Origin of the sequence: Lactococcus sp. UBA7128 (assembly GCF_002492185.1) — a bacterium.
Lineage (GTDB): Bacteria > Bacillota > Bacilli > Lactobacillales > Streptococcaceae > Lactococcus > Lactococcus muris.
Genome location: NZ_DKXK01000030.1, coordinates 1 through 12,072 on the forward strand (window position 1 = coordinate 1; position 12,072 = coordinate 12,072).

Here is a 12,072-nt window from a genome sequence, read left to right on the forward strand (position 1 = left end):
ACCACCACAGATTATACAGAACCGGAAAAGTCTCAAACAGAAAACTGCTCCATCAATTCCACATCGGGGTATTTATCTTTGAACCAGCGCATGGCAAAGTCGTTTTCAAAGAGGAAGAGTGGATGATCAAAGCGGTCTCTAGCCAAGATATTTCGACTTGATGACATCTTCTCATCCAAGTCTTCTGGCTTAATCCAACGTACTGTTTTACTTCCCAGTGGTGTCATGATAATTTCTGAGTTGTACTCATTCTCCATACGATGTTTGAAAACTTCAAACTGCAACTGCCCAACCGCACCAAGCATGATTTCTCCTGTCGTGTAGGTTTTATAGAGCTGGATTGCACCTTCTTGTACCAACTGTTCGATACCCTTTTGAAATGATTTTTGCTTCATAACATTTTTTGCAGTCACACGCATAAAGAGTTCCGGAGTAAAGGTTGGCAAGGGCTCAAAAGGCGTTTTGAGTTTACCTGTCGTCAGTGTATCCCCGACTTGGTAAGTTCCTGTATCGTAAACCCCGATGATATCACCTGCCACAGCATTTTCAACATTTTCACGGGATTCTGCCATAAACTGAGTAACATTTGAAAGCTTGACCTGTTTGCCTGTACGAAGGAGCTTCACGCCCATCCCGCGTTCAAATTCGCCAGAAACGATACGAACAAAAGCGATACGGTCACGGTGGCGAATGTCCATATTGGCTTGAATTTTGAAGACAAAGCCCGAGAACTCCTCGCGCAGGGGATCGATGATTTCACCCTCTACTGTTTTGTGGCCATTTGGCTCGGGCGCGTAGGCCAAGAAAGTATCCAGGAAAGTTTCAACGCCAAAGTCTGTTAAAGCTGAGCCGAAAAACACTGGCGTGAGCTGACCTGCAAGAACTTTCTTCTCATCAAATTCATTACCTGCATCGAGTAAAAGTTCTGCATCCTCCATAGCCTGTGCGTAGAAAGGGTTATTTGTCAAGGGATGGCTGGCATCAATCTCGCCGTTTTCATCAAACTCAATGAAACGTTCTCCGTTTTCAGGCTGGTAAACTTCGATACGTTTGTTGTAGAAGTCATAGAGCCCTTGGAAGTTTTTCCCCATCCCGATTGGCCAGTTCATTGGCACAGAAGCGATTCCCAAGATATCTTCCAATTCGCTCAGTAAGTCAAGCGGCTCACGCCCATCACGGTCCAATTTATTAATAAAGGTAAATACAGGGATACCACGGCGTTTTACAACTTGGAAAAGTTTTTTCGTCTGGGCCTCGATACCTTTGGCGCTATCAATAACCATAACGGCAGCATCAACGGCCATCAGAGTACGGTAAGTATCTTCTGAGAAGTCCTCGTGCCCGGGTGTATCCAAGATATTCACGCGCTTGCCAGCATAATCAAACTGCATCACAGATGAAGTCACGGAAATCCCCCGTTCTTTTTCAATATCCATCCAGTCAGACTTAGCAAAGTTACCTGTCTTACGTGCTTTAACGGTTCCGGCCTCTCGGATAGCTCCACCAAATTTAAGGAGTTGTTCTGTTATCGTTGTTTTACCAGCATCCGGGTGACTGATGATGGCAAAGGTACGGCGTTTTTTTATTTCTTCTGCTCTATTCATTTTTCAAACCTATTCTTATCAAATTATATGCTTCTTAATTATAACAGAATTATCGTCTTGACTCTAGGTTGACCTCCATGAGACTCCGACAAGGCATAAAAATTATGAGACCGAGAATCACTCTTTCCTATAAGCAAGGAATGCTGCAAAACATCAAAATAAAAAATGGAAAATCCCATTTATAAAATTGATTGCGAAAAAATTTACTTTTCGTCCCCGTTCTTTGCTGTTTAAAATATTATGATTCTTTCTCTCATGCAATCTCTATCTTCAAATGATTCTCAGCCAACAAGATTTCAACTGTTCGCTTATCTTCCTTGGGGAATTTTTTCAAAGAGTGAATCGCGTTTTTTTATAAAAAATCCCCCACCCAATTCCTAAAGCAAGTAGAACATGGACTATTAAGATTCCCCATGCTTCTAAAAAAGGTATTTGCAGCAGAGGTACTGGCTGAGTAATGACATCTTTTCCAACATTTGAAAAGACATTCATCATTCCATTTTTAAAATCATATTTCCCAAAATTAGGTAATACTAAATCATAAAGTAAGAATAAAACAATGCTTATAACACTACTCTTTATAATTAGAGATAAAGTAAACCAAATAACCGCAGTAATGACATCCATGAGGAAAACAGTTAATCCTAGGGCAGCTAAATCAAGGAGTGAATTGTGGACCTCAAAAATTGAACCGTATTTTGAAACATCTATACTCTCAATAAAATGAACAGATAAACCACCTATAACAAGTGAAATTAAAGTGGTAAAAACTAAAGCAATAAATAAAACACTTATTATGACAAGGTATTTCCCCACCAAAATCTCTTGCCATGAATTATGGTTCAATTTTCTCTTATAAGTAGCACTTTTATAGTCATAAGTTGCGACAAAAATACCTAAAAATCCAGAAATTATTGGTAAAAATATTAGTCCAGAATACTTAAGAAAGAATTTCGGAAATCCAAGCAAACTCATCTGATTATTCGATATCATCAGACTTTCATAACTATACCTCGCTGAATTTTCAATAGAAGTATCCACTTGATCTTGACCATTTGTAGACTGACTCAAAGAATAAGGTTTATGTAAATCATTTTCAAATTCCTGCTCGCTGTTATACACCTTCTGAGTTTCTTTAAACTGCATAACACTACTCGTTTGTGTTATCTTTGCTTGGAAGGCTCCAAAAATAAGAAGAAGTATTAACAATAAAGCCCCTACTAATAAAGTTTTAGAACTCATTAAATAGCTAATTTCTTGGCGCAAAGTATTTTTCATATGTTCCCTTTACTCCATAGTCCTTCCATTTCATTTCTTGTATAATTTTATAATCGCTCAAAACATAAAGATTATCAATTATGTCCTCATAAAAGCTGAAATCATGACCTGTTAATAAAATAATTTTATCTGTCTTCGCCTCGCTCAATACCTTTTTTAAATCAGCTAAGGCTTGGTAATCCAAACCATTCGTAATCTCATCCATCATGGATAACTTGGGCGTAAGCAATTCCCAAATAATAAGGGAAATCTTCTTTCCCTCTCCCAAAGAGTAAATAGAAATCTTCTTTTTTAGTCTCGAGCTTGGTAAATACCTTATAGCTACTGCATCAATTTCCTCTTTAGAGTATTTAAATTTTGTAAAAATTTCTATGTTTTTATACCCAGATAAATTACCATACAAAGATAAATCATCATATAATGTAAAACTGTCTTGATGTATGTGGAGATTCTTTATTCTTCCACTATCTTCTTTCTGTAGTCCTGAAAGTAGTTTGATCAAAGTTGTTTTCCCAAAACCATTTGGAGCCATCAAAAATGAAATTTTCCCACTTTCAAAAGTGGCGTTTGCATTTTCAAATATTATTTTTTCAGAAAATTGCTTATAAAGTTCTTCTATCTTTACATTTTCCATGTTTTTTCCTTAAAGAAGAGCCAAAAGAAAACAAATAGTCTCCCTCTGGCTCCATATTTTTTCAATTAACCTACCCAATTTGCAGTCCATGAAGCATTGGAACGAACCCAAGTTTGCATTGTTTTCGTTTGACTAATTAAGTTAGCATTCCCCCACGGAATCGGGATGCCACCACCACCTAAGTAGCGCCCTTGATAAGATCTTTGAGTTGTGGTTTTTGATACCATCTTAATTCCTTTGAGTGACATGGTAAGCGGGAAGATAGCCCCTCCATCTTGATATGCATAAGAGCTAGTAACTGATTTACCATTATAAGAAAATGTTACGTAATCATTACTCCACATCAGTGCTGAGCCTTTATAACAACTTGTTGTTCTTGTTCCAGCTTTTCCAACTGCGGGTATCACTACGGAAACCATTAACAACGCTCCAGCAATAATTGAAACAATTTTCTTCAAATTTATTCTTTTCATAAACCTTACTCCAATCTTAATTATTTATTTCTGAGTCCATTTTTCTCCTCTACAAATGCAGGTAATTAAAAGATATCTAATTTGTAGATAAAAGCGTATACTATTACTAGGTAGGATTACGTATTTGGTCTTGTAGTGTACACTGAAGCCAAATAGGAGTACATATTGGACCAGCAGCATTTAAAAATTTTGCATCTTCCATGTTTTTTCTCCTATAATTTTTATCTTACTAGATCCAGATTTATTACTAAGTTTTCCGCCAAGTCTATTTTATTGTAAAAATAGAGGAAAAAAGATAGTCTTTGCAACAGAATTAATAAACAATTAGCTCATAGTTTAAAATATCTTGAGTTTTTTTGTTCTTTTGTATCTACTTTTTTTATCAACGTATCCATCAGAGTACAAAACGCGTACAACTGGAAAGATAAAGAATAAAAAAATATTTCCGTTTTCAACAGACGGTTTTAAGGTAATTAGGAGAGAATTTGACAATGTATTAATACCTATAGATGAGAGAGTCAGATATGATGAAAATATTTTAATGGTTTATGGAGCAATTTTATCAACGATTTTATTTACAAAGAAGTACTCTACAAGGATAAAAAGGGTTAGAAACACTGTATTCCAAATTTCAGATAAAAATGTTATATGTCGAAATACGATAACTGTAATTATAATAAACGTTATCATGAGTAATGCTTTGATGGTCGATGATTTATTCATAACTATCCTTTTAATTATTTTATTGCCTTCCAAAGTTAGTGACACGTCTCAGATATACATTATAGTCAAACCACCAACCTGATTTGGTATACAAATGTCTATCAACTATCACGGTAGCAATAACAACAGCTGCTCCTGCCGCAGGTCCACCAGCTAAAAATCCGAGATAAAAGCCTGCTCCTGCAACCCCACCGTGGAGAATATCATTTGTTAGTCCTTTATCTAGACCAACTCGTACACTGTTCCACCGGATTGCAAGTAGACCATTGTCCCATAAGAACGAGCTAAGGAGTTTGTATTATCAAAAGACACACATTGTAGGGCCATTTTAGTTGAAGGATTAATCGTTAAATTATTATCTTGAATATATTTATTTGTATCAGATACTACCTTATTAATTTCGGATAAAGTAGTATTTGGTATTTTTCCGTCACTATCTTTAACAATAAATTTATTGTTATATACTTCAATAAATTTATCAAATTGACCTAAATCTTGAACAGAAGAAGTTTGACTACTTTTCACTTCGTCTGCAGATGTTTTTGTGACTGTTAAATTTGCAAATCCTATGGTTGAAAATGTAACTGTAGCAACAGCAAGTATAATTCCTTTTTTCTTTTCCATAAAATTTCCTTCTCTAAAAAAGGTATTTCCACTGCTATTATCATACTTTTAGCTGGCAGTTACAAGAGTTAAAAATCCCTGTTCAGCAAAGATTTAATCTAGTATTATAGATTGATGCTTATTCATGTAAAATATATCTTACCCATGTATAATCTTTTGCGAAATTCAAAAGCGTGTAGCCTTACGGAATAATGGCTCGCATGAAATTAGTAAGAAGCGTTCACCAAGCAATAAAAAGTGTATCTATAAAATAAAGAGCTGCATGATTTTGATGCAACTCTTTGTTTTGTATGTGTATTTATATATTAATATTCAAGAGAAAACTTGATGAGAAATAGCTTATACGACTCTGATAGCGTGTTATCCTATGTACAATAACAGTACAGCCTGCTTCAATTCATCAAAAGTGCAACAAGGATTCCTAAAATAGCACCGCCAAGCACCTGTACTGGTGTATGCCCCAGTAATTCCTTCAGCGCTTTTTCTGCATTGATCTTGGGGCTCTCAATCGTTTTGATAATGATATTCAAGATATAAGCATGCGTTCCTGCTTGACGTCGAATCCCTTGCGCATCATACATCACCACAAAGGCAAAAACTGTTGCCACAGCAAAAACAGGCGAGTCAAACCCTTGCGATAATCCCGTTGCTGTCGTCATTGAAACAACTAGAGCACTGTGGGAACTCGGCATACCTACTGTCGCAAAAAGTAAACTCCAATCCAGCTTTTTATAACGAAATACATCAACGATAATTTTAATTATTTGTGCAGCAAACCATCCCACTAGAGCCGTTAGCAGTATTTGGTTACTTATAATTTCTTTAAAAAAATCCATTGCTTCCCCTCCTCTTGCCATAAAAAATTTTCAAAATAAACTATAAATCCTTAACTTCATTTTATATCATTTATAGAAATTTCAAAAGTAAAACAGTATAGCTTCACTATTTTCCCAGCTCTATCTAAAAAACCACACCATTTGTGGTGCAGTTTATTTCTTAAGCTGTTGCAATTTTTTTGTATTCAGCAGCTTCTTCTTCAGTTGACAAAACGAAGTGCCCTGGAGTGATTTCACGAAGCTCACGTGGCTGTCCATCCAGCTCAGCTGTTGGATCGTAAGACTGTGGCACACGACTACGCTCTGAGATTGGATCTGGTGCAGGAATCGCACTCAATAATGATTTTGTGTAAGGGTGTAGAGCATGGTTATACACTTGGTCTGAGGTCCCCACTTCAAGAATTTTCCCCCAGTGCATGACACCGATACGATCCGAAATATATTTAACCATTGATAAGTCATGGGCGATAAAAAGATAGGTTAAGCCCTCTTTTTCTTGGATATCACGCATCAAGTTGACGACCTGAGCTTGAATAGAGACGTCCAATGCCGAAATTGGCTCATCAGCTACAATAAATTTAGGATTCACTGCCAAAGCGCGGGCAATACCGATACGTTGACGTTGTCCACCAGAAAACTCATGAGGATAACGTGTCATATGATCTTGATTAAGCCCTACCAATTGGAGCAATTCTTTAACTTTTTCTGTGCGTTCTTCTGGGGTTTTAGCTAACCCATTAACGTCAATCCCTTCAGCAATGATATCCTTAACACGCATTCTGCCATTCAATGAGGCTTGCGGATCTTGGAAAATCATCTGTACCTTTTCGCGGAATTTTTTCAGCTCAGTTCCCTTAATCTTGCTAACATCCTTACCATTGAAATGAATTTCACCTTTATGAATGTCATAAAGCTTTAGAATTGCACGACCAATTGTTGTTTTACCAGAACCTGATTCACCTACAAGACCGAATGTTTCCCCCTCATAGATGTGAAAAGAAACGTCGTTGATGGCTTTATTGACATTCTTTTTACCCTTGTTGAAAACCAGGTCAACACCCTTGAATTCGACAAGTTTTTTTCTTTCTTCAGTCATTATTCAGCATTTCCCTTCATTTTCATTTCTTCCCAACGCGCCCAACGCTGTTGGATATTTTCAGATGGTGTTACCTTTGGTGAACGCTCATCTAAAAGCCATGATTTCACTTGATGTGTAGGTGAAATTTCAAAGTATGGCGGTGCTTCTTCAAAGTCAATTTCCAAAGCATACTGGTTACGGACAGCAAAGGCATCGCCTTTTGGCGGATGGAGCAGATCTGGAGGCGTTCCTGGAATTGATACAAGTCGCTCAACATCTGTGTCAACAGTTGGCATTGAGTCTAAGAGACCCCATGTATAAGGATGTTGTGGGTTGTAGAAAATTTCTTCCACAGTCCCGTATTCCACAATCTCCCCGGCATACATAACGGCAACACGGTCAGCAAAACCTGCAACAACACCCAAATCATGAGTGATAAAGATGATTGAGGATTCAATACGCTGTTGCAGCTCTGCCATCATGTGCATAATCTGTGCTTGAATCGTTACATCCAAGGCGGTTGTTGGCTCATCTGCAATAAGAATTTCTGGATCAGCAGCAAGAGCAATAGCGATTACCGCACGTTGACGCATCCCACCCGACCATTGGTGCGGGTAGTCGTTGATGTGCTGCTCACTTTGGGGAATCCCTACCGCTTTCATCAGCTCCAAAGCTTTTGCCAAAGCATCTTTTTTCTTCATCCCTTTATGCTTAATTAAAGGTTCCGCAATTTGATTTCCGATACGCATGGTTGGGTCCAATGAAGTCATCGGATCTTGGAAAATCATTGAAATCTCATTGCCTCGGATTTTTTGCCAATCTTCTTCTTTGATGTCAAGCAGATTACGACCCTTAAAAAGGATTTCGCCTTCAGGAATTTCGGCATTGGCTGCATTTAGTCCCATCAAGGTTTTGGTTGTTACAGATTTACCAGAACCTGATTCCCCAACGATAGCTAAGGTTTCACCTTTTTTTAAGTCAAAGGAAACATCACGGATGGCTTTCACCTTTCCAGCATATGTTTTGAAATTGACATGCAGATTTTTTACTTCAAGTACTTTTTCTTCTTTTTCAGTCATTTTACTTCCTCATTTCTTAGTCTTGGCCTGATTTTGGATCAAAAGCGTCACGTAAGCCATAACCAAAGAGGAAGAAGGCAAGTGACAAGAGTGACAAGACTACTGCAGGTACTGCAACTTGGAATGGATAGAATTGCAAACTTTGAATACCGTCAGAAATCAATGAACCCAATGATGCTGTTGGCGGTTTAACACCTAAGTTAATCGCAGAAAGAACAGCTTCAAAGAAGATGACTGACGGAATATCGAACATAATTTGTACGATAATAACACCCAGCATATTTGGAATAAGGTGTTTTACCATAATCTTGAATGGGCTTGCACCCAGAGTTTTCGCTGCAAGTACAAACTCCCGTTCTTTCAGCGACAAGGTCATGTTTCTTACCTGCCGGGCGATTCCTGTCCAGATAAAGAGACCGATAGCTAAGACAATTGAAATTATCCCTTGACCCAGCAAAAGTCCGAACATGGTTACAATAACTAAACTTGGAATAGAGCTAATGATTTCGATGATACGTTGCATCACTGTATCAACTTTTCCACCAACCCATCCTGAAATTAATCCATAAGTAATCCCTATAAGCACATCAAAGACGATGGAGGCAAAGGCGATAATCAAAGAAATACGTAAACCAACGATTGTACGTTTGGCGATTGAGCGTCCCAGAGCATCTGTACCAAAGATAAATGATTTGCCTTCTGGGACATTCTGCACCTTATACATGTCTTCCGCAATCGTACTTCCTGGCGCTGCAAAATTACCATTCCACCCAGGAATATTTAGATTGCCGAGTTTAGGTGGCAAGTTCTTATATATTTGTACCTCATTAGGATCAAAATGATTGGCCTCTGATTGAGGGACCAAAACTGTCGAAACTGCGGAGAACAGGAGCGTGCAAACAACGAGAATCATCGCTACCATCGCCACCTTATTTTTCTTGAAACGTCGCCAAGCATCTTGCCAGAAAGTGAGGGCAGGTTTCGCAATCATTTCACTCGCTTCAAAATCACGCTGTGTTACAAGTTTAAATTTACTGTTAATATTTTCCATTTTCTCCCCTCCTTTCTAGTCTAAACGCACACGTGGATCAACAAAGGCTGTAATAATATCTGTGATTAAAATCATCGCCATCAACATCACAGCATAGACGATTGTTGTCCCCATGATAACAGGAAAATCCTTTGAAGGAATAGACTGAACAAACTGTTGACCGATACCTGGAATTGAGAAGATAGTCTCAATCAAAACTGATCCGGTCAAAAGTCCTGCACTCATCGGTCCTATGAGTGTCAGCATCGGAATCAAAGAGTTACGGATAGCATGTTTCCAAAGCACTTCACGATCAGATAAACCTTTAGCTCGAGCCAGCAAGATATAATCTGATGAAAGTGATTCAATCATTTGGGCACGGACAAAGCTCATTACCTGAGACATTGGAGCAAAGGATAGGGCTAACGCTGGCAATATTGTTTGGGCAAATGTCCCCCAACCTGATACAGGCAATAACTGCCAAGTGTAACCAAAGTAAAGAAGGAGCAAAGTACCTACGATGAAAGAAGGAACAGAGAAGAACACTGTTGAGATAATACTCAAAAGACCATCAATCCAAGTGTTTTTAAAACGTGCTGCAACAACACCAAAGAACACTCCAGCAACAACACCGATAAGGAGTGCTTCAAAACCAAGCTGTGCCGAAACAGGTAAACGTTGGGCAATCATGGTACTCACAGGTTGATTCGCAAAGGTAAATGAAGTTCCAAAGTTACCTGTGAAGGCATTTTGCAGGTAGATAAAATACTGGACAATCAACGGTTTATCTAAACCATATGCAGCATTCAACTGTTGAATTTGTTCTGGTGTTAATTTGGGGTTATTGAAAGGTGTTCCTGGCATAACTTGCATCAGGAAGAAAGTTGCCGTAATAACCACAAATAATGTCAAGAGCATCAATAAGATACGTTTTACGAGATATTTAGCTAACATATAATAATTCCTTAATAAAAACACGAAAAGTAGGCCTAATAAGCCCTACTTGTTCGTTTGATGTTAGTGCCTACTATTTTTCGATGTAAACACCTTTGAGATCGTAAGTCAAACCTGTTGAGTTAAATTGCAAACCTTTAAGGTGTGGGTTACGAAGAACTGGTGTTGAACGGAAGTACATTGGGTTGATGCTTGACTCATCAAAGAGCGCTGCTTCTGCATCTTTGTAAGCTTGATCACGAGCTTTATCGTCCAATACTACTGGCACTGTTGATGCTTTTGTCCAAGCCGCTTGGTAAGCAGGATTTACAAATTTACCATCGTTATAACCTGAGCCATCTGCAAAGAGTTGCAAGAATGTTGATGGTTCAGCATAGTCACCACCCCAAAGTGAGAGAACCACATCAAAGTTTTGGTTTTTCGAATCTTTCAAACGTTGTTGGAAAGGTACGATTTTTTGAGTAAGTGTCAAGCCTGGCAATGTTTTAGAAAGTGAAGCTTGCAAGAAATCAGCGATAGATTTTGAAACTGGCGCATCAGCATCAGTTGTATACTGGAGATTCAGTGATGTTACACCGACTTCTTTCAAACCTTTTTCCCAAAGTTCTTTTGCTTTCGCAGCATCGTAGTTGTAATCTTGTTTGGCAAATTCAGCGAAGTCTTTACCATCTGCTGTTACTGACATGCCTGCTGGTGTAAAGGTTTGTGCTACTGTACCTGCTGGGATGAATTGATCAACGATAGCTTTACGGTCAGTTGCTAAGTTAAGTGCCTCGCGGATATTTTTATTTTGAAGTGCTTTTGCTACTTCTGGACTTGTTGTACCACCACCAGATTGATTATATTGAAGATAAGCAGTTGTTGCTTCTTTTAGAACAACAAGATCCTTACCGTCATTGTAGCCTTTATTGGCATTATACAAATCCATAGTACCCAAGCTTGCTTGGTCTAGCTTACCTTGTTTAAAGAGCTGAACAGCTGTATTTGGATTTGATTGAACAGTGTAGTCGATTTCTTCTGATTTTACATTATCTTTGTCATAGTAATCAGGGTTTTTTACAAGTGAATAGCTGTTGTTTGTTCCTGTCCATCCTGCATCTTTCTTGAACATGAATGGTCCAGAATAAACAACTTTATCAGATGAAGTCCCGTACTGTTTACCAAATTCTTCAACTGCCGATTTGTTTACAGGTTTGTAAACGCCATTAGCAAGAAGGAATTTAAAGTAAGGCGTTGGTTGTGTCAATGTAACTACAAGCTCATGGTCACCATTTACTTTTACGCCCAACTCGTTGAGGTCTTTAACCTTACCTGTGTTGATTTCATTCGCATTTTTAATGTTCCCCAACAAGTAAGCATATTGTGAACCTGTTTCAGGGTTTACAGCACGCTGCCATGAATAAAGGAAATCCTTTGCTGTCAATGAATCACCGTTTGACCACTTAAGACCGTCACGCAAAGTAATCGTGTATGTCAAACCGTCATCTGATACTTTAATATCTGATGCCAAAGCGTTTTGAGCAACACCTTTGTCGTCAACACGTGTCAAACCTTCTTGTACATTTCCGATAAAGAGATTTGAATACGCATCTGTCGCCAAACCTGAATCCAATGTCGCAATGTTTGTAGGAACTGAGAGTTGGGGATTGGCTGCTTTTGAGTCCCCCCCGCCATTTCCACAAGCTGCTAGGAGCCCTACCGAAGCTAGGGCAACTGTTCCTAATGATACTTTTTTCCAATTATCCATGTAACATCCTCT

At 38.4% G+C, this 12,072-nt stretch carries 11 protein-coding genes; all 11 read right to left on the reverse strand.

Features of this window, described 5'->3' with window-relative positions; all coding sequences use genetic code 11:
• Nucleotides 1–32: 32 nt before the first annotated feature.
• The 11 genes from B4H39_RS03730 to B4H39_RS03780 all read right to left on the reverse strand — a co-directional run bounded on the left by B4H39_RS03730 (nt 33) and on the right by B4H39_RS03780 (nt 12,060).
• Nucleotides 33–1,604 (reverse strand): peptide chain release factor 3, encoded by a 1,572-nt coding sequence (locus B4H39_RS03730; protein ID WP_251422748.1) that lies wholly within the window; start codon nt 1,602–1,604, stop codon nt 33–35.
• A 330-nt stretch (nt 1,605–1,934) separates the two neighbouring features.
• The gene (locus tag B4H39_RS03735; RefSeq protein ID WP_251422751.1) at nt 1,935–2,882 is read right to left on the reverse strand and encodes a hypothetical protein; all 948 of its coding nucleotides are present in this window, start codon (nt 2,880–2,882) and stop codon (nt 1,935–1,937) included.
• Complete coding sequence (locus B4H39_RS03740) at nt 2,854–3,516, reverse strand: ATP-binding cassette domain-containing protein (RefSeq protein ID WP_251422754.1); 663 nt, start codon at nt 3,514–3,516, stop codon at nt 2,854–2,856. Before B4H39_RS03740 ends, B4H39_RS03735 begins: the two co-directional genes overlap by 29 nt.
• Before the next feature lie 65 nt (nt 3,517–3,581).
• On the reverse strand, nt 3,582–3,989 hold the full coding sequence (locus B4H39_RS03745; protein ID WP_251422757.1) for a hypothetical protein: 408 nt from the start codon (nt 3,987–3,989) through the stop codon (nt 3,582–3,584).
• A gap of 945 nt (nt 3,990–4,934) precedes the next feature.
• Entirely contained in the window at nt 4,935–5,336 is a 402-nt protein-coding gene (locus B4H39_RS03750; RefSeq protein WP_251422760.1) for a hypothetical protein, read from the reverse strand.
• A 392-nt stretch (nt 5,337–5,728) separates the two neighbouring features.
• On the reverse strand, nt 5,729–6,172 hold the full coding sequence (locus tag B4H39_RS03755) for a divergent PAP2 family protein (protein WP_286927518.1): 444 nt from the start codon (nt 6,170–6,172) through the stop codon (nt 5,729–5,731).
• 160 nt (nt 6,173–6,332) lie between these two features.
• A complete protein-coding gene (locus B4H39_RS03760) occupies nt 6,333–7,268 on the reverse strand; it encodes an ABC transporter ATP-binding protein (protein WP_251422763.1) in 936 nt (311 codons plus the stop codon).
• Nucleotides 7,268–8,329 carry an ABC transporter ATP-binding protein gene (locus B4H39_RS03765; protein WP_251422766.1) on the reverse strand — a complete coding sequence of 354 codons (1,062 nt, stop codon included), beginning with the start codon at nt 8,327–8,329 and terminating at the stop codon, nt 7,268–7,270. The genes B4H39_RS03760 and B4H39_RS03765 overlap by 1 nt, the downstream gene beginning before the upstream one ends.
• A 16-nt stretch (nt 8,330–8,345) precedes the next feature.
• Nucleotides 8,346–9,380 (reverse strand): ABC transporter permease, encoded by a 1,035-nt coding sequence (locus B4H39_RS03770; protein WP_202229845.1) that lies wholly within the window; start codon nt 9,378–9,380, stop codon nt 8,346–8,348.
• 15 nt (nt 9,381–9,395) lie between these two features.
• Nucleotides 9,396–10,313 carry an ABC transporter permease gene (locus tag B4H39_RS03775; protein WP_202229843.1) on the reverse strand — a complete coding sequence of 306 codons (918 nt, stop codon included), beginning with the start codon at nt 10,311–10,313 and terminating at the stop codon, nt 9,396–9,398.
• A gap of 73 nt (nt 10,314–10,386) precedes the next feature.
• Nucleotides 10,387–12,060 (reverse strand): peptide ABC transporter substrate-binding protein, encoded by a 1,674-nt coding sequence (locus B4H39_RS03780; RefSeq protein ID WP_202229840.1) that lies wholly within the window; start codon nt 12,058–12,060, stop codon nt 10,387–10,389.
• Nucleotides 12,061–12,072: the final 12 nt, after the last annotated feature.

Coding starts and splice junctions, on each gene's coding strand:
- B4H39_RS03765 (WP_251422766.1), bottom strand. CDS start 8,329: ATGACTGAAAAAGAAGAAAAAGTACTTGAAGTAAAAAATCTGCATGTC.
- B4H39_RS03770 (WP_202229845.1), bottom strand. CDS start 9,380: ATGGAAAATATTAACAGTAAATTTAAACTTGTAACACAGCGTGATTTT.
- B4H39_RS03730 (WP_251422748.1), bottom strand. CDS start 1,604: ATGAATAGAGCAGAAGAAATAAAAAAACGCCGTACCTTTGCCATCATC.
- B4H39_RS03775 (WP_202229843.1), bottom strand. CDS start 10,313: ATGTTAGCTAAATATCTCGTAAAACGTATCTTATTGATGCTCTTGACA.
- B4H39_RS03735 (WP_251422751.1), bottom strand. CDS start 2,882: ATGAAAAATACTTTGCGCCAAGAAATTAGCTATTTAATGAGTTCTAAA.
- B4H39_RS03745 (WP_251422757.1), bottom strand. CDS start 3,989: ATGAAAAGAATAAATTTGAAGAAAATTGTTTCAATTATTGCTGGAGCG.
- B4H39_RS03780 (WP_202229840.1), bottom strand. CDS start 12,060: ATGGATAATTGGAAAAAAGTATCATTAGGAACAGTTGCCCTAGCTTCG.
- B4H39_RS03750 (WP_251422760.1), bottom strand. CDS start 5,336: ATGGAAAAGAAAAAAGGAATTATACTTGCTGTTGCTACAGTTACATTT.
- B4H39_RS03760 (WP_251422763.1), bottom strand. CDS start 7,268: ATGACTGAAGAAAGAAAAAAACTTGTCGAATTCAAGGGTGTTGACCTG.
- B4H39_RS03740 (WP_251422754.1), bottom strand. CDS start 3,516: ATGGAAAATGTAAAGATAGAAGAACTTTATAAGCAATTTTCTGAAAAA.
- B4H39_RS03755 (WP_286927518.1), bottom strand. CDS start 6,172: ATGGATTTTTTTAAAGAAATTATAAGTAACCAAATACTGCTAACGGCT.